The organism is Streptomyces yangpuensis, assembly GCF_001005295.1.
GTDB lineage: Bacteria > Actinomycetota > Actinomycetes > Streptomycetales > Streptomycetaceae > Streptomyces > Streptomyces yangpuensis.
Genome location: NZ_LBMK01000002.1, coordinates 196599 through 214025, shown reverse-complemented (window position 1 = coordinate 214025; position 17427 = coordinate 196599). Strand labels below are relative to the sequence as shown.

Sequence of the window (17427 nt, the reverse complement as noted above, 5' to 3'; positions counted from 1 at the left end):
ACGTCATCCCTTCGTCAGCGGGCGGCGGTGCTGCCGGTGCCCCCGGCGACCGTGCGGACCTCGTCGGCACCGGATGTGAGGCCCCGCCCGAGGAGCGAGTCGAGGATCTCGCCCACCCTGACGGCCGTGTTGGACAGCAGGGAGGAGGTGATGCCGTGCGTGTGCTCCGTACCGCCCTGTACGTAGATGCCGCAGCGCAGTGCGGCATCGGTCGCGATCCGGTAGTCGCGCTCGACCCGGACGCGGCCCGCATCGTCGCGCAGGCAGCGTTCGGCGACGTCGCCGAGCAGGTCGAGGGGGTCGGCGGGACGGTATCCGGTCGCGAAGACCACGACGTCCGCGTCGAGAGGGGTCTCCTCACCGGTGACGAGGGACTGCACGGTCGTGTGGACGCCCGCCGGGGTCTCCCGGACGTCGGTCAGCCGGGAGACGTTGAGGAAGCGGAGGCGCTCGGTGCCCAGGACCTTCTCCTGGTACATCTGCCGGTAGAGGTCGTCGATCAGGTCGATGTCGACCACGGAGTAGTTGGTGTTGCCGTGGTAGTCCATGAGCCGGCGCTTGACGTCCTCCGGAGCCGCGAAGAACTCACCCACGGCCTGCGGGTCGAAGATGCGGTTGGCGAAACCGCTGTCGTCGGCGGGGCTGTAGCCGTAACGGGAGAAGACGGCACAGACCTCGGCCCCGGGGAAGCGGCGGTGGAGGTAGGCGACGTTCTCGGCGGCGCTCTGCCCGGCGCCGACCACGATGAAGCGGGAAGGGGCGGGGGCGGCGGCGTCCAGGCCGTCGACCTTCGTCAGCAGGTCGCAGTTGTGCCAGACGCGGTCGGTGCGTTCCACACCGTCGGGCATGAAGGGGCGCAGGCCCGTTCCTATGACGACGTTGCGGGCCCGGTGGAGTGCGAGTCCCTCCCCGGACCGGACCGTGATGTCGAGGTGCTCCATCACTCCGCCCCGGGTCACGGGGGTGATCCCGACGACCTCGTGCCCGTAGGACACCATGGCGTCGACCTTGTCCGCGGCCCACTCGAAGTAGTCGTGGAACTCCACGCGGAGCGGGAAGAGGTTCTTGTGGTTGATGAAGTCGACCAGCCGTCCTTTGCTCTTGAGGTAGCAGAGGAAGCTGTAGTCGCTCGCCGGGTTCCGCAGCGTCACCAGGTCCTTGAGGAAGCTCACCTGCATGGTCGCGTCGTCGATGAGCATGCCGCGGTGCCAGCCGAAGCGGGGCTGCTGTTCGAAGAAGCGGGCGCTGATCGCTTCCTGTCCGCCGACGCGTAAGTTGTGCTCGCTGACCGCGATGGCCATGGCCACGTTGGACGGCCCGAAGCCGATTCCGATGAGGTCGTGGACCACCGGGCCTTCGCCAGGACGAACCTGTGCCATGTCACTCCCATCCTGCGAGGGCGGCCTTCCCGCCGTGGGGACGGGCGGCCGTCGGTCGGGGGGCCGGCCGGCGTGGAACGAGGGCATGCCGACGGAGCCACGACCGTGAGACTTAGGCAAGGCTAAGCTGATCCGGACGGTGCTGTCGATAGGCCAACCATGCGGTCACCCTTCCGAGTGATCCTCAACTCCCTTGCAGATAAGGGCCATTGCAGGCTTAGGCAAGCCTTGCTTTACTCGACATGACCAACCCCCTGCGCCGAGGAGGAACCCCATGCGGGTCGTCATGTTCGGTTACCAGACCTGGGGGCACCGCACCCTGCAAGCCCTCCTGGACTCCGAGCACGACGTGGTACTGGTCGTGACGCACCCCAGGAGCGAGCACGTCTACGAGAAGATCTGGAGCGACTCCGTCGCCGATCTCGCCGAGGCGCACGGGGTCCCGGTACTGCTCCGCAACCGCCCCGACGACGACGAGCTGTTCGCACGCCTGAAGGAGGCGGACCCGGACATCATCGTGGCCAACAACTGGCGGACCTGGCTGCCCCCGCGCGTTTTCAGCCTCCCGCGCCACGGCACCCTGAACGTGCACGACTCGCTGCTGCCGAAGTACGCCGGCTTCTCGCCCCTGATCTGGGCGCTGATCAACGGCGAGACCGAGGTGGGCGTCACCGCCCACCTGATGAACGACGAGCTCGACGCGGGGGACATAGTGCGGCAGGAGGCCGTACCGGTGGGGCCGAAGGACACCGCCACCGACCTCTTCCACCGCACCGTCGGCCTCATCGCACCGGTCACCGTCGGCGCGCTGGACCTCATAGCCTCCGGGCGACGGGAGTTCGTCCGCCAGGACCGGTCGCAGGCGAGCTTCTTCCACAAGCGCTCCGTCGAGGACAGCCGCATCGACTGGACCTGGTCCGCGCAGGAGCTGGACCGCCTGGTGCGCGCCCAGTCCGAGCCGTACCCGAGTGCGTTCACCTTCCACCGCGGCAGGCGGATCGAGGTCCTGGCCGCCTTCGTGTCGCAGGGCCGGTACGGCGGCACGCCTGGCCGCGTCTTCTACCGCGAGGGCGACGGCGTGGTCATCGTGGCGGGCGCCGATGCCCGCTCCGGCCGCAACCACGGTCTGGCCATCACCCGGGTGCGGACCGAGGACGGCCGCGAACTGCCCGCGACCGAGTACTTCACCTCCATGGGCGGCTACCTGACCGCCCGCCCCTGACGCGCCCCCGAAGCGCCACGGCCGGGGTGCGCCGGACGGACCGACCACCCGGAAACGGGCCCGGGATCCGCGGGAACCGGACGGGGATCGCATCCGACCACCTGCGCGGAACGGGCGGGGCGGTGGCTCCGTGAGCGAATCCTCGGATCAGGGAATGTCGATGGCCGAAGAACAGCAGTCCGCAGTCCAGGCGCCCGCGACCAGGGGGCGGTGGGGCCCTCCTCCGGCGCTGACCGGCTTCGTGGTACTGCTCCTCGCCATGTTCGGCCTCGCGTACGGGGTGGGGGCGGCGGCCGGTCCGGTGGCGCCCGGCATGCGGAGCACCGTCGGCGACGCGGGTTCCGCCGAGCCGGGCGGCCGCGGGGACATGGGCGGCATGACCGGTGGCATGAACGGCATGACCGGCGGCATGAGCGGCGGTGGGCGATGACACCGGAGAGCGGCACGGTCGCCGGGGCGACCACCGACCTCGTCGTCCGGGGCATGACCTGCGCGGCCTGTGTGAACCGGGTGGAGAAGCGGCTGTCCCGCATCGACGGGGTGACGGCCTCGGTCAACCTGGCCACCGGCCGGGCCCGCGTCCACCACCCGGCGGAGGTCACCCCAGGCGAACTTCTGGCGGCGGTCGAACGGGCCGGATACGAGACGGAGCTGGTGCCGCCGCCCGCCTCGCGGACCGCCCCGGCGGCCGCCACCGGCCCCGGTCCGTCCGGTACCCCCGGCGCTCCGACCGGCCCGGACGACCCCCGGGGACCCGAAGACCGCGACGACCCGGCCGGTCCGACCCGTGCCGAGGCCCGCCAGGACCGCGAACGCCTGCTGATCACCACGCTCCTCTGCCTGCCCGTCCTCGTCCTGTCGATGGTGCCCGCCCTGCAGTTCCGCAACTGGCAGTGGCTGTGCCTCGTCCTGGCCGCCCCCGTGGTCGTCTGGAGCGCCTGGCCGTTCCACGTACGGGCGGCCCGCGGGCTGCGGCACTCGGCGGCCACCATGGACACCCTCGTCTCGATCGGCGTCATGGCGTCCTTCGCCTGGTCCCTGTACGCGCTGTTCCTCGGCGGCGCGGGTGATCCCGGCATGCGGATGCCGTTCAGCCTGCTCCCGCAGGCCGGAACGGAGGTCGCGCACATCTACCTGGAGGCGGCCGTCGCCGTTCCCCTCTTCGTGCTGACCGGCCGCCATCTGGAGGCACGCGCCCGGCGCGGCACGGGTGCGGCCCTGCGCTCCCTCGCCGGCCTGGCCGCCAAGGACGTGACCGTGCGCGAAGACGGCAGGGAACGCCTCCTGCCCATAGCGGAACTCGTACCGGGGCAGGGTTTCGTCGTCCGGCCCGGGGAGCGGGTCGCCACCGACGGCGTCGTGGTCTCGGGCAACTCGGCCCTGGACCTGTCGCTGATCACCGGGGAGAGCGACCCCGTCGAGGTCGGCCCCGGCCGGGCGGTGGTGGGCGGCGCCGTCAACATGGGCGGGCTGCTCCTCGTGCAGGCCACGGCGGTCGGCGCCGACACCCGGCTGGCCCGGATCACGCACCTGGTCACCGAGGCCCAGGCGGGCAAGGCGCGGGCCCAGCGCCTCGCCGACCGGGTGGCGGGCGTATTCGTCCCGGCCGTGCTGTCCCTGGCCGTCACCGTGCTCGGCTTCTGGCTCGGCGCCGGAGCCGACCCCCAGGCAGCCGTGACCGCGGCGGTGGCGATCCTCGTCGTGGCCTGCCCGTGCGCCCTGGGCCTGGCCACGCCCACCGCGCTCATGGCCGCCACCGGCCGCGGTGCCCGTCTCGGGATCCTGGTCAAAGGGCCGCAGGCGCTGGAGGCCCTGCGGCACGTCGATGTGATCGTCCTGGACAAGACGGGTACCCTCACCACCGGCCACATGTCCGTCGTACGGGTCACGGAGACGGCCGGAGGGATCGGCCGGGACGCGGCCGTCCGGCTGGCCGGGGCGGTGGAGCAGGGCTCCGAGCACCCGCTGGGCCGGGCGGTCCTCTCGTACGCGCAGCGCGCCGCCGCGGGCCCGCTGCCGGGGGTCGTCGGCTTCCTGGCCGCGCCTGGCAGCGGCGTGACGGGAATCGTGGAGGGCCGGCGGGTGGAGGTGCGCACTCCGGGCGAGGGCCTGCCCGCCTCGCTGGCGCAGGCGCTGGCCGGGGCGGAGGCCGCCGCGCTCACCCCGGTCCTGGTCCGGGTGGACGGCTTCGACGAGGCGCTCATCGCGCTGGGCGACGTCCTGCGGCCCGGCAGCTACCGGGCGGTGGACCGGCTGCGGCGCCTCGGCGTGGAACCGGTCCTGGCGACCGGCGACCGGGAGGCGACCGCGCGGGCCGTCGCCCGCGAGCTGGGCATTACGCAGGTCCACGCCCACTGCACGCCGGAGGGCAAGGCGGCGCTGGTACGGGAGCTGCGCAGCGGGGGCCGCCGGGTGGCCGTGATCGGGGACGGGGTCAACGACGCCGCGGCCCTGGCGGAGGCCGATCTCGGGATCGCGATGGGCAGCGGTACGGACGTGGCCATCGGCGCCGCCGACGTGACCCTCGTACGGGGCGACATCGAGGCGGTCGCCGACGCGGTCCGCCTCGCGCGCCGGACCCTGGCGACGATCCGGCTCAATTTGGTCTGGGCGTTCGGCTACAACGCGGTGACCGTCCCGCTGGCGGCCGTGGGACTGCTGGGACCCATGCTCGCCGCCGCCGCGATGTCCGCGAGCTCGCTGCTCGTGGTGGCCAACAGCCTGCGCCTGCGCACCTGGCATCCCACGCCGAAACGCCTCGCCGCCCCCGTCCGGAAGGGCTCCCGTCGATGAGTGACCTCCTGCGGACGGTGGACCGTGCGGTGCGCAGGGCCGTGTACCGGGCGGTGTACCGGGCCGTGACGGCGGCGGAAGGCCGCATGCCCGGCCGTCGGAGCCTGCGCGACGGGCTGCTCGGCGCGCTGATCCCCGTGCTGGTTCCTGTGATGGCCTGTCTGACGATGCTGGTGGGGCTGACGGCCTGGACGAAGGCGGGTGCCGCGGGCAGCCCCGCGCGGATCGACGTCGGCGTGGGCCGGGTCCTGGTCCCGCAGGCCGGGAAGGAGCACACGGCCGCCTTCTTCCGGATCGCCAACACCGGTGACTCCGACGACCAGTTGCTGTCGGTCACCTCACCGGCCGCCGACGGGATCGTGCTGAACCGCCACGAGCGCGGCGGAGAGGCGGGCGACGCGGTGCGGACACGGGCGGTCCCGTCGGCGAACATCCCGGCGGGCGACTTCCTCGTGATGACACCGGCCACCCTGGACCTGAGGATCCGGGTGAAGGCCCGCCACCGGGTGGGCGATGCCATCCCGTTCGTCCTGCACTTCCGGCGCAGCGGGGCGGTGGACGCCGTGGCGTTCGTGGTACGGCCGGTCGGCTGAGGCCGTGGCGCGCGGGCCGTCAGGACAGAGCGGCGGGGCGGGCTTAGCGTGGCAGGTGGGAAGTCGGCCACCGCCGGCGAACGGCAGATGTCACGGCAGGAGGGCCGGCCATGGGTACGGTGCACGGGGACGCGGAAGCCTACGAGGTGGTCTTCGCCGCGGTGGACGGCGTCGGGGAGGACGTCGTCCGGATGACCCGCACCAGCGGGGCAGGACCCGGCGGGCATCCCGTGTACGAGGACGCCACCGGTATCGTCCGGGCCGAGATCAGCAGCGGCGGCGAGGTGCGGGTGCTGGCGACGAGCGGGGGCCAGCAGCCGGCCCGCGTCCTGCGGGCCCGAGCCGTGCCCTGACGCGGGCCCTGACGCGGGGCCCCGACGCGGGACGCGGAGCCCCCGGGGGAACCCTCGGGCGGGTCCGCAGAGCCCCACCGCCTGCCCCGCAGGGCTGCCGACGCTAATGCGCGGCAAAGCCCTCGCGCGGGACACGGACGTGGATCGTCTTGCCTCCCGCCGCGTGGTGGCGGATGCCCACGTCGGTTCCCAGCCGGTTGACCAGGTGCCATCCCCAGCCGCCCTCGCCGCGCCGGTCGGGACGTCTCGGTTGCGGATCCTCGTCGCTGGTGTCGGTAACCTCGATGTCGATGCCCTCCCGCTCGAGACGGACCTCCAGCAGGCAGCCGCCGCTCGTATGGCGGACGGCGTTGGTGACGAGCTCACTGATCAGCAGGAGCGCCGTGTCCAGCGCGAGGGGCGGGAGGTACCCGCCGTCGCTCTCGGCCGCCATGACGAGGTGCGTGCGGGCCGCGCGCCGGGCCTGTGCCGCGGCCCTCCGGCCTTGCAGGTCGAGGTGCAGTATCAGTTGGAGAGGCATGAACCCGCTCTCCCGGACTCATAGAGAAACGTCGCATTCCAGGACATGTCCGGAGTTGCGCTTCCGGTGTGCGCCTGCCCTGTCCGTTCCCGCTTCACTCGTCCGGCCGTCCAGGCGTCCCGAAGGCTGCCCCTTGCCGCCCCGACGGCCACGGACCGCGCCCACCCCTGTACACCGGGTCACTCCGCCGGGGTGGATCCGGAGCGGTTCAGGGGCGGGCCAGCCGGGTCAGGGCCGCGGCGGTCAGGGCGCGGACGGCGGACGGCAGGGCGGTGCGCGCGTCCGGGGCGAAGTCCGGGGCGTGGTTGGCGGGGAGGGCGGCCAGTTTCTGCGCCGCCGTCGCACCCGGCGCACGGGCCCAGGCGGCCGGGCCGACCGTGCCCACCATCCAGTATCCGAGCCGGATGCCCCGCTCGCCGTGCACCTCCGCGCCCGCGTCACCGAAGAGGGCGAAGTCCTCCGTCGCGAGCGAGGGCGGCCACATCGCCACCCGCTCCGCCCCGAACTCGGCCGTGTGCGCATCCCGTACGGCGGCCGTCAGACCGGGATCCGGGTGCGTGACCGGAGACTGCGACAGCCGGACGACCTCCGGATCCCGGGGGCAGGCCGCGGCGGCGCACTCGGCGCGCACGATCCGCTCCACGGCCGCGGCGGCCCGGGCCAGCGAGGCCTCGCTCACCGCCCGCACGGTCAGGGCCAGTTCGGCGCGGTCCGGGATGACGTTCGCCCGCTCCCCCGCCCGGAAGGAGCCGACGGTCACCGCCACCTGGTCCGCCGGGGCGGCCTCCCGCGCGACCACCGTCTGCAGCCTGGTCACCACGTGTGCCGCGGCCACCACCGGGTCCACCGCGAGGTGCGGGGCGCCCGCGTGCCCGCCCCGGCCGTGCACCACCACCCGGAGGGTGACGCTGCCCGCCGTCATGGGCCCGTACCCGTGCGCGACCATCCCCGCCGGCAGCGGCGCCGCGTGCTGGGCCAGGACGTCGTCGGGCCGGCCGCACCGCCGGTAGAGGCCGTCGGCCAGCATCGCCCTGGCCCCTTCCAGCGTCTCCTCGGCGGGCTGCCCGGCCACCACGAGGGTGCCGCGCCAGGCCTGCGGTGTCCGTGCGAGCAGTGCGGCGGTGCCCGCCGCCGCGGCCAGGTGCAGATCGTGCCCGCAGGCGTGCGCCGCTTCCCCGTCGGCCGCGTACGGCAGCCCGGTCGTCTCCCGTACCGGCAGGGCGTCGAGTTCGGCCCGCAGCAGGACCGTCGGCCCGTCCCCGTTGCGCAGCACGCCCGCCACACCGTGCCCGCCGATGCCGCGCGTGGTGGCGTACCCCGCCGACTCCAGCCGTCCGGCGAAGCGGTCCGCCGTGCGCCGTTCCGCTCCCGACAGCTCCGGGTCACGGTGCAGTTCCAGGTAGAAGGCCGTCAGGTCGCGCAGGTGCCCGTCGAGCCGGGCGAGCGGTACGGGGGTGTGGCCGGTCATGGGGCCATGATCGGGCCAGGGGTCCGGAGCGGGCACGGCAGGGCGCTGACACCCGGTGTCAGCGGAGTGTCAGCAGTGCGACGGGTCCGTTGACTGCGGCACCGGATCTGATGGGTGCAGGCACCGGGCAACACCCGGTGCGGTCCCCTCACCAGAAGGAGTCACCATGGACAAGTCGCCCCTCGCCTCGCTCGCGGACGAGATCCTGGAGCTGGAGTCCGAGACCTTCGAGATCTCCGACTACTCGGACGCCAGCGAGGTCGTGCTCGCCGGTTCCACGAGCTGCAGCTCCACCTCGACCTGCTCCTCCACCACCAGCACCACCTCCTGCTCCGCCTGACCCGTCGGGCCGCGGACACACGGATGCCCCGGTCCCCGTGCTTGCGGGGACCGGGGCATCCGGCCGTCGGGCACGTGCTACGGGAACGGGTGCGGGACCCGGCGGATGTCGGCGTGGGTGAGGTCGGCGGTCCGCAGTCCCGCCCGCCGGGGCGCGGTGCGCAGGCGCGGCAGGTACGGGGCCCGCTGCCGGGACCAGCCGAAGTCGATCGGCAGCAGGCCCGGCACCACCGCGCAGACCGTGTGCAGGCCGATCCGCCGCTGTTCCGGGGTGGTCTGGTCGACGACGATGACGTCGTGTCCGGCACCCGTCAACTCCCGCACCACGCAGAGCAGATCGTCGCGGAGGTCGCCGGTGCGGGGCCGTCCGTGGTCCGTCCAGGACCGGTAGACCTCGTCCATCGCGCGGACCGCGACCGGTTCCCGGTAGGGCCGTACGTGCTCCGCCATCGCCGGCAGCCCGTAGAGCTGGGCGTGGTCCTTCAGGTGCAGCACCCTGGTGAAGTCGGCCGCCATCGCCTCCAGTTCGCCGCGTCGTTCCTCGACCTGGCGCGGCAGGTGCGGGATGTAGGTGAGCACTTCCGACAGCGCCGCCTCCACCGCCGTCGCCGGGTCGAGGGCGGCGCCGGCGCCGAAGGAGAACAGTCCGGGGCCGCCGTCGCGCCGTACCGCGAGCCCGGTGACGACCGGGACCGCCAGGTCGACGCGGTTGTCGAAGGCGTGCACGTCGTAGCCCTGGAGCGCCGCCCGGTCGGCCATCGTGCGCACCGCGGTCCCCGGCATGCTCGCCAGGTCGATCTCGGTCAGCGGCAGGCCGCCGTACCAGGCGAGCAGGAACGCGTCCCGCTCGACGAGTTCGAGCAGGGCGCCGAGCAGCGCCTCCTCCGGGCAGCTGCCGATGGCGCAGCCGTTGGAGCACTCGAAGACGAAGTTGTCGGCGGCGACACCGGCGCTGTAATGCACCAGCCGGGCCGGGACCAGGACGGCACGGTCGTCGCGCAGCGAGTGCCCGTACACCCACGGGATCGGCCGCCCGGGGTCGAAGGGGGACACGAGCGGGTCGTCGTGGTAGGTCTCCGGCGCGTAGAACCCGCACTCGGCCGGGTCGAGCGCCCGCTCGCCCAGTTCCGCGTAGGAGGCGGTGAGCAGGGTGTTCCCGGTGCGGCGGTGGGTGCCGGCGTACCGTTCCAGCCCTTCCAGGTGGGCGAGGTCGCGGCTGGCTGCGAAGCTGTTGGCCTGCCCGCTCCAGGTGACGTCCGTCAGGCCCGCGTACCCGCGCATGAAGACGCTCCCCGCGACCGGGGCGGTGGTCGGCGAGGTGACGTTCAGCCAGGTCCCGCCGCCGAGCACCCCGGTCACCGGGTTGGCCAGCGCCGTGTACGGCATCGGGTACGAGGAGGCGGCGCGCAGCCGCTGTGCGTCGCCGGGACCGGGCTTGGGCCGGGACACCGGGGTGAAGGGCCGCGGCGTGTCGGTACCCCGTGGGCCGCAGTCCGGGCACAGCGGGTCGGCCAGCAGCGGGTACGTCCGGATCCGCAGCGTGGCCAGGTCCAGCCGGGACACCTGGGGCAGGGTGCGGTCGGCCGCGGCTCCGGCGGGTGCGGTGACCCGGCCGCCGTGGACGGCCTCGTGCAGCGCGTACACCGCGTCGTGCGCGTACGGGGACAGCCGCGGCCACTCGGGGCCGGTGGGCGTGCCGGGCCCGCTGCCGGTCTCCAGGGCGTCGCGTTCGCTGCGGCTGCGCAGCCGCTGGCGGCGCATGGCCAGGCACTGGCCGCACGCCGGTGCGCTGCCGTCGCCGCCCCACGGGCCGACCAGCACCTCCCGGGCGGTGAGGTGGACGGTGGCCCGCGGCCGGACCGCGGCGAACGGGTCGGCGGTGCGCGGTCCCAGGGCGTCGTGCACGCCCAGGGTGACCACGACGGCGCCGAGCGGTTCCAGTGCTGCCGCGAGGTTCCGCCGGGCGGATTCCAGGGGCGTCCCGTCCGGTGCGGGCGGACGGGACGGGGGCGTGGTCATGTCCGGTTGCTCCAGCGGAAGGTCCTCAGCCCGATCGCGCCGAAGAGCAGGGCGAAGCCGAGGAGTACCCCGCAGCCGGTGCCGATGCCGGCGAGGGTCCCGGTGCCGGTGAGCGCGCCGGTGGCGGCGTCGTTGAGGTAGCGCAGCGGCAGGACGAGGGAGACCGACCGCAGCCACGACGGCATCATGTCGAGCGGCAGGAACGAGCCGGACAGGAAGGCCATCGGGACCATCAGGCAGTTGGCGATGGCGGCGACGGCCTCCGGGGTGTTGGCGTAGGTGCCGACGATCACGCCTATGGCGAGGAAGGCGGTGATGCCGAGCACCAGGGCGGGCAGTACCAGCGGCCAGCGTCCGTCGAGGGTCAGCCCGAAACCGGGGAGCATGGCCACCGCGACGAACACGGCCGCCTGTGCCATGCCGACGACCAGGGCCAGGACGTACCGCGAGGCGAGCACGGTCGTCAGCGGGGTCGGGGTCAGCCGGATCAGGCGGAGCAGGTCGTCGCGCCGCCACTGCATCAGGGTGAAGGCGATGCCGAAGACGGCCGCGTTGGCGACGCCCCAGGACATCACCCCGGGCGCGATGTAGGAGATGTAGGGGCGGCCGGTCTCCTCGACGTCCTGCCCGCTGAAGATCAGGCCGAAGACGACCAGGAAGAGCAGCGGGAAGGCGAAGGTGAAGAAGAGGGTGGCCTTGTCCCGGACCTGCGCCCGGTAGCCGGCGGCGGTCAGGGCCGTGTATGCGCTCATGCCTGGTACTCCGTCTGCGGGTGGGGGCCGGTCCGGGGGCCGGGGTGTGCGGCGCCGGTGAGTTCGAGGTAGACGTCCTCCAGCGTGGCCGTGCGGGTCATCACCCCGTCCAGTCCGGTGAGGGCGTCGACGGCCTGGAGAACCTTGCCGGGTGTCGCGGTCTCCAGGACGAGCGAGCCGCCCTGCAGGACGGCCCGGTCCACGCCGGGGAGCGCCGCGGCCTCCTCGACGGCGAGCCGGCCGGCGGGCAGCAGCAGGCGCGAGGGGGCGCCGGCCGCCGTGACCAGCCGGTGGGGCGAGTCGAGCGCGGCGATCCGGCCGCCGACGAGGATGGCGACCCGGTCGCACAACGCCTCGGCCTCGTCGAGGTGGTGGGTGGTGTAGACGATGGTGCGGCCCTGGTCCTTGAGGGCGCGCAGCACTTCCCACAGGTCGCGCCGGGCCTGCGGGTCCAGGGCGGCCGTCGGCTCGTCCAGGAAGATCAGCTCCGGTTCGTGGACGAGTGCGGAGGCGATGGCCAGGCGCTGGCGCTGGCCGCCGGAGAGGTTCTCCACCATGACGTCGCGCTGTCCGGTGAGCCCGACGCTCTCCAGGGTGCGGTCCGCGGCTGCCGGGTCGCGGCGGTAGAGGCCGGCGACGGTGGCGAGATGCTCGCGGGCGCTCTGGCGTACGAAGAAGGCCGAGGCCTGGGTCTGTACGCCCATCCGGGGCAGCAGCGCGGTGTTGCGGGGCCAGGGGCTCTGGCCGAGGACGGTGACCGTGCCGTCGTCGGCCTGGCGCAGGCCCTCCATGATCTCGATGAGGGTGGTCTTGCCGGCTCCGTTGGGGCCGAGGAGCCCGAAGAACTCACCGCGGCGCACGTCGAGGGAGACCCCGTCCACCGCCCGGCGGTCGCCGTAGCGTTTGCGGACGTCCCGGACGGCGATGGCCGGGGAGTCGGGCGGCTGGGTGCTGTCTGTCGTCATGGGTCGTGCGTCCCTCTGTGTCTGTCGTACGGGATGTTCGGGGTGTCGTGGTTCGGGGTGTCGTGGGTTCAGGTGGTGGCGGCGTACCAGACCGCTCCGGTGAGGCCGGCCGCCAGCAGCAGGACCAGCGCGGTGGAGCCGACGGCGTAGCCGAGGTAGAGCCTTCTGGCACGCGGCGGGTACGCGGCGGCGGCGGCCCGGTCGCGCATCCGCAGTCGGAGGTACCCCGAACTGGCGGGAGCCAGCCGGGTGACGCGCAGGCCGTGGCCGAGCATGGTGTAGCCGTCCAGCGGGGGCAGCGGGATCAGGTTGACGAGCGCCTGGGCGCTGCCGATGAGCAGCAGTGCGGAGAGGGTCCGCCGGGTGGGGTCCTCGCCCGCGGGCAGCGCCGCCCACCAGAGCCAGAACGGCAGCAGGAACAGCAGGTTGGCGAAGGCTCCGGCGGCGGCGACCGCCAGCTGGTGCCGGCGCCTTTGCAGGAAGCGGTAGTTGTCGACGGTGCAGTACATGATGGCGACGGGCAGCCGCCAGCGCAGTCCGATCTCGCCGACGGTCCCGCCGACGTGGCGGGCGGCGATGCCGTGCGCGAACTCGTGCAGGGCCGTGCTCAGCCACATGAGGGTGGCCACGGCCAGCAGCGGCGCCGGATGGCGCAGCAACCAGCCGCAGGCAGCGGCGAGTTCACCCAGGGACCGGGCGAGCACGGCCTCCATGGCGAGGCAGCCGAGCAGCAGGACGCCGAGCACCGCCGGGTGCAGGAGCGGGCGCAGCGCGCGGTGCAGCCGGGCCGTCGTGGCGTCGGCGTCCGCGACCAGGCGCAGCGTGCCGCGCAGGAGGGTGCCCCGGAGCGGCTTGCCGGACGTCCCGGCGGCCGGGACGGGCTCCGGGGTCTGGCCCGGGTCCGGGTCCGGGGCCGGACCGCCGGCGAGCAGCCGTCGGCTGCCGAGGAGGGCCAGCAGCTGCTGCCAGTTACCCTCGCCGAGCCGTCGCCCGAAGACGCGTCCGTACTCGCTGCCGATCTCCGCCAGGCTCCGGGAGCCGTCCAGCCGGGAGACGAGGAAGTGCTCCTTGGGGCCGATCTCGAACGAGGCCCCGGAGACCGGGTCCTTGACCAGGTGCACGGTCGCGGGCCCGTCCAGGAGCGGCGGGGAGAGCAGGACCTCGGGCCGCAGCGCGGGCCGGTGGTCCCCGAGCCCGGTCATGTGGCGGCCGCCGTTCCCCCGGCCGGGACCCCGTCCTCGCGCAGCACCCGCCCCAGCAGGTGTGCCAGGTAGGCCTCGTCCCGGATGGTGACGTGCAGCCGGTTGTTGGTCATGTGCATGTACGGGGAGAGCAGCAGCGGCAGGGCCTCGGCGGGGTCAGTCACCCGTTCGTCGCGGGTGCCGTCCCAGGACCGGAAGACGAGCTCCCCGGCGACGGCGAGGGCCTCGGCCCGCTCACGCAGCTCGTGGCAGTGTTCCGCCCACCCGGTGAGGAAGGCCGGGAGCCGGCCGGTCTCCCCCGAGGCGAGCGCGGCACGTACGGCGGTGAAGCGGCGGCCCAGCCCGGGCGCGGTCTGCCCGTACGTCCGGTCGTACTCCTCGGATCCGATGAACCCGGTGCCGGGGAAGGCCCGGTGCCAGAACTCGTAGTAGCGGTCGAGGTATCCGGCGAGTTCCTCCCGGTCGGGCAGGAAGACGCCTGCCATGACCATCATCAGCTGGGCGGAGGTGCCCAGCAGTACGGTGCGCAGGTGCAGGTTCATGCGGTGCAGGGCGTCGATGACCAGATCGCTGGAGCGGGCGAAGTGCCATTCGGCGAGTTCGACGCCGGCGGGGCCGCCGTACTTGCCGTATTCGGGTTCGTACGGCTCTCGGGAGTACGCGTTGTTCGGCCGCAGGTTCATCCGGCCGTCGGGCCCGGTGAAGGCGGCCCGGTCGCCCTCCGGGAACTCGATGTCGAAGAGGGCGTTGTAGAACTCGTTGAGGAATCCGGAGTCGACCTCGTAGAGGGCCGGCCGGGCCCTCAGGAAGGCGGCCACGGCCTCCTCGGAGCGGCGCCGCACCTCGGCCTCCGCCTCCGGCGTGGCGGGGCGCAGCCGGAGCCGGACGTGCGGCCCCTCCAGCCAGTAGTTGATGAAGAAGTGGCCGGCGAGCAGGCCGTCGGCGGTGAGTCCGGCGATCAGCGGCCGGACGCACTGCACCAGCAGGGGCTGCGGGTTGGCGGCGTAGAAGATGTGCAGGGCCTGCCAGGCGCCGCGGGTGTCGGGGCGGGCGCCGGTGGTGGACGGGGTCATCTCGGACATCGCGTGCCGCCTTCCTGGTCTGCTGCGTCTCGGGGGGTGGTGAAGGTCTCGACGGCCAGTTCGGCCACGTGCGCGCCGCGCGCCGAGTGGACGTGCAGGCCCGCGGAGTCGGGGAGCATCTCGCGGAAGACGACCCGGTGGGCCGGGTCGCGCAGCAGCGTCTCGAAGGCCGCGAGTGACAGCAGGCTCGCGAAGTCGACGTGACTCGGTTTGGCCCCGGCGGCGGACGGTCCGGCCGACACGGTCGCGAACACCTGCTCCGGCAGGCCGTGGGCGTGGCGCCAGCGCTGCCAGTCGAGGAAGTGCCGGGCCTCCTGGGCCCCTTGGACGGGCAGGTCACCGGCGGTGGTGGTCCAGCTGCGACGGCTCAGCACGACGTCGCCGTGGACCACCCGGGGCCGGGTGGTCACGTTGTCGCGCGCGGCGCCCTGCGGTACGCCCGCCCACACGTCGAGCGGTGACATCGACGACGGGGACAGCAGCAGGAGCGTGCGCGGGATCGCGGGCAGGGCGAGCGGCACCAGGTAGCCGAGGTAGACGGGGACCACCTCGCGGCCCAGCCGGCGCGAGCGCAGCACCACGCGTCCGGTGGCCGGCACATGTTCGGCGTACAGGTCGTCCAGGTGCAGCCGGCGCTCCGGCGGGAGGGTGCCGCTCTCGCCCGGGCAGACGATCTCGTACTCGGTCAGCCGTCCGTGCAGGTTGAGGTTGGTGGTGACGGGGCCGCCGGTGACCTCGGCGAGGACCGCCCCGGGCGGGGTGACGGAGTGCGCGGTGGCGCGCAGGGCGTCGGAGAGGTCCGCGCCCGTCCCGTCGTAGACGTGGGTGAAGCGGCTGAAGGGGAAGGACAGTCCGCCGTAGGAGCGGTTCAGCACGGTCAGCGGGGTGCCGTCGGCGGGATCGCTGCCGAATTGCAGGTGGTGGCAGCGCGGCGCGAACCCCGGGGTGATCGCTGCGAGTTCGTCCGTGACCGCCGCGAGGTCCGCTTCGCCGAGGCGCAGGACGGCCGTCGCGTCGCGGCCGTGCTCGTCCTCGTGCGCCGCCCAGGCCTGTCGCATCCGGCCGATGAAGGTGCGGCGCGCCGCGTCCAGGGCGCGGATGCCCGGCAGGCCCAGCCAGTTCTCCTCCGGAACGTACGCGCCGTGCTCGTCGAAGGGTCTGCGCCGTGCGGTGAACGACAGGTACTGGTCGAAGAAGTCCTCGTGGAAGTCGTGCACCAGGCCCAGGAGGTCCTCGCACCGGCCCCCCGCCCCGTAGCGGGCGGTGAAGAAGCCCTCGAAGGTGATCCGCTGGGCCAGCGTGAGGTCGAAGGCGGGCAGGATCCGCTCGACCGACCGCAGTGCGGTCCAGTCGCGCGTCGGGCAGGGCAGCTCGCGGCCGGCGCTGACGTCCTCGTAGAGCAGGGTCTGCGGCAGGGCCGCGTCCGGTGCTCCGAGTTCCTCCTGGGCGCGGTGCAGGCCGCTGCGCAGCACCCGCAGCAGACCGGCCCGTTCCGCGTGCCCGGCGGCCGGATAGCCGGCCAGGGCGGCGGCGGGCGCTTCGAGCAGGGCGGCGAGCCGGTCGGCCCAGGGCCGCTCCAGCGAGGTCAGTGCCTGCCGGAAGGAGCACAGCGGGTCGTCGTCGTGCACGTGGGTGTCGAGGAGGGGTACGCGGACCAGGCCGAGCTGGAGGAGGGCACGGACGTACGCCTCGCACTCCGCGGGGCCGGCGGCGTGCTCGGCGGCGAGCCAGTCCGTCAGTTCCCGGTGGCGCAGTCCGGGACGCTCGGCGAACAGGCCGAGGAGCCGCTCCAGGGTGCCGCTGCGGCGCAGGAAGAACAGCCGGTCCTCGACCGCGTCGAAGGTGACGGCGGCCGCGTCGTCGCCGGCCGTGACCGACCTGCGCACGTAGCGGATCCGGTCGTCCTCGTGGCCCCAGCCGGAGGCCGGGCGCAGCGGCAGGTCCCGGCGGCGCTCCGGGTCGGCCAGGATCAGCTCGGCGAGCCGGGCGAGGACCACGACGTTGAGCCGGACGTGGCTGCTCCACGTGTCGGCCACCCGGATCCCGTCCGGCGCGTCCCGGCCCGCGGTGTCCGTGAAGCGGCCGGTGGCGACGGCGGTGAGGGTGCTGAACGGGCTCGTCTTGCACGCCGTGCGGTACACGTACGACAGGACGGACCGCTCGGCCTTGCGGGCCCGCCCGGTCGGTACGCCCTCGGCGCGGGCGTATGCGTCGAGCTGCCCTTCGAGCACCGGCGAGGCCAGCAGCAGGCCGCGGCGCAGCCGCTCGTCGGCGACCAGGGCGCGCAGGGCGGTCCGGTTGCGGGCGAGGTCGGCGGTGAGCAGCGGCGGCCCCTCGGCCAGCAGTTTGTCCAGCAGGCGGCGCCGGTGCAGCCAGCCGGCCAGGTGCTCGGCGGCGGCCTCGTCCACGGCGGCGACGGCTTCGACGGCGGTCTCGGTCGAGGCGTCCGGCCTGGCCGGGAGCCGGTCGTTGTGGATCTGGCGGCGCAGCCGGAGCAGTGCGCGGCGCTGGGCGGTGCCCGGGCCGTCCGGCGCCGGGTCGGTGGCCGCGACGGCCGCGTGGAGCACCTCGCCCAGCCGTTCGGCGCCCTGGCGCAGGCCGGTCTCGGCGGCCAGGACGTCCTCGGCCCAGCGGCGGGTGCCGTCGGCGCGCAGCGCCTCGACGTCGGACAGGGCCAGTCCGGCGACGCGCAGCATGAACCGGTCGCCCGCGTGCCAGTCGGTGGTGTTCATTCGTCCCG

Annotated in this window: 15 protein-coding genes; 6 read left to right on the top strand and 9 right to left on the bottom strand. The window is 73.7% G+C overall.

Going from position 1 to position 17427, the window contains the following annotated elements; all coding sequences use genetic code 11:
• Window positions 1–14: 14 nt before the first annotated feature.
• Window positions 15–1379, bottom strand: a complete 1365-nt coding sequence (locus AAT21_RS06320; protein ID WP_046775781.1) for a lysine N(6)-hydroxylase/L-ornithine N(5)-oxygenase family protein — start codon at window positions 1377–1379, stop codon at window positions 15–17.
• Window positions 1380–1653: 274 nt separating this feature from the next.
• Here AAT21_RS06320 and AAT21_RS06315 point away from each other — a divergent pair, with 274 nt between their 5' ends.
• The 5 genes from AAT21_RS06315 (at window position 1654) to AAT21_RS06295 (ending at window position 6340) form a co-directional block, all read left to right on the top strand.
• Entirely contained in the window at window positions 1654–2601 is a 948-nt protein-coding gene (locus AAT21_RS06315; protein WP_046775780.1) for a methionyl-tRNA formyltransferase, read from the top strand.
• Between the two features lie 160 nt (window positions 2602–2761).
• Window positions 2762–3031 (top strand): hypothetical protein, encoded by a 270-nt coding sequence (locus tag AAT21_RS06310; RefSeq protein ID WP_046775779.1) that lies wholly within the window; start codon window positions 2762–2764, stop codon window positions 3029–3031.
• The gene (locus tag AAT21_RS06305) at window positions 3028–5394 is read left to right on the top strand and encodes a heavy metal translocating P-type ATPase (RefSeq protein ID WP_046775778.1); all 2367 of its coding nucleotides are present in this window, start codon (window positions 3028–3030) and stop codon (window positions 5392–5394) included. The genes AAT21_RS06310 and AAT21_RS06305 overlap by 4 nt, the downstream gene beginning before the upstream one ends.
• The gene (locus AAT21_RS06300; protein ID WP_079025484.1) at window positions 5391–5987 is read left to right on the top strand and encodes a copper chaperone PCu(A)C; all 597 of its coding nucleotides are present in this window, start codon (window positions 5391–5393) and stop codon (window positions 5985–5987) included. The genes AAT21_RS06305 and AAT21_RS06300 overlap by 4 nt, the downstream gene beginning before the upstream one ends.
• Window positions 5988–6097: 110 nt before the next feature.
• Window positions 6098–6340, top strand: a complete 243-nt coding sequence (locus AAT21_RS06295) for a DUF6296 family protein (protein ID WP_046775777.1) — start codon at window positions 6098–6100, stop codon at window positions 6338–6340.
• 103 nt (window positions 6341–6443) lie between these two features.
• Here AAT21_RS06295 and AAT21_RS06290 read toward each other — a convergent pair whose 3' ends face one another.
• Together AAT21_RS06290 and AAT21_RS06285 are read right to left on the bottom strand one after the other, a co-directional pair.
• Window positions 6444–6860: an ATP-binding protein gene (locus tag AAT21_RS06290; protein WP_046775776.1), complete on the bottom strand. Its 417-nt coding sequence runs from the start codon at window positions 6858–6860 to the stop codon at window positions 6444–6446.
• Between the two features lie 208 nt (window positions 6861–7068).
• Complete coding sequence (locus AAT21_RS06285; RefSeq protein WP_052757667.1) at window positions 7069–8328, bottom strand: amidohydrolase; 1260 nt, start codon at window positions 8326–8328, stop codon at window positions 7069–7071.
• Window positions 8329–8494: 166 nt separating this feature from the next.
• Between AAT21_RS06285 and AAT21_RS06280 the strand changes: the two genes are divergently transcribed.
• Window positions 8495–8668 carry a thiazolylpeptide-type bacteriocin gene (locus tag AAT21_RS06280; protein ID WP_046775775.1) on the top strand — a complete coding sequence of 58 codons (174 nt, stop codon included), beginning with the start codon at window positions 8495–8497 and terminating at the stop codon, window positions 8666–8668.
• A 77-nt stretch (window positions 8669–8745) separates the two neighbouring features.
• Here the strand turns inward: AAT21_RS06280 and AAT21_RS06275 are convergent, their stop codons facing one another.
• The 6 genes from AAT21_RS06275 to AAT21_RS06250 all read right to left on the bottom strand — a co-directional run bounded on the left by AAT21_RS06275 (window position 8746) and on the right by AAT21_RS06250 (window position 17419).
• The gene (locus AAT21_RS06275; protein ID WP_046775774.1) at window positions 8746–10686 is read right to left on the bottom strand and encodes a TOMM precursor leader peptide-binding protein; all 1941 of its coding nucleotides are present in this window, start codon (window positions 10684–10686) and stop codon (window positions 8746–8748) included.
• Window positions 10683–11438 carry an ABC transporter permease gene (locus AAT21_RS06270; RefSeq protein WP_046775773.1) on the bottom strand — a complete coding sequence of 252 codons (756 nt, stop codon included), beginning with the start codon at window positions 11436–11438 and terminating at the stop codon, window positions 10683–10685. The genes AAT21_RS06275 and AAT21_RS06270 overlap by 4 nt, the downstream gene beginning before the upstream one ends.
• Complete coding sequence (locus AAT21_RS06265; RefSeq protein WP_046775772.1) at window positions 11435–12403, bottom strand: ABC transporter ATP-binding protein; 969 nt, start codon at window positions 12401–12403, stop codon at window positions 11435–11437. The genes AAT21_RS06270 and AAT21_RS06265 overlap by 4 nt, the downstream gene beginning before the upstream one ends.
• A 68-nt stretch (window positions 12404–12471) precedes the next feature.
• A complete protein-coding gene (locus AAT21_RS06260; RefSeq protein ID WP_046775771.1) occupies window positions 12472–13605 on the bottom strand; it encodes a peptidase M50 in 1134 nt (377 codons plus the stop codon).
• On the bottom strand, window positions 13602–14678 hold the full coding sequence (locus tag AAT21_RS06255) for a lantibiotic dehydratase C-terminal domain-containing protein (protein ID WP_412180314.1): 1077 nt from the start codon (window positions 14676–14678) through the stop codon (window positions 13602–13604). Before AAT21_RS06255 ends, AAT21_RS06260 begins: the two co-directional genes overlap by 4 nt.
• Window positions 14675–17419: a lantibiotic dehydratase gene (locus tag AAT21_RS06250; protein WP_046775769.1), complete on the bottom strand. Its 2745-nt coding sequence runs from the start codon at window positions 17417–17419 to the stop codon at window positions 14675–14677. Before AAT21_RS06250 ends, AAT21_RS06255 begins: the two co-directional genes overlap by 4 nt.
• Between the last annotated feature and the right edge of the window lie 8 nt (window positions 17420–17427).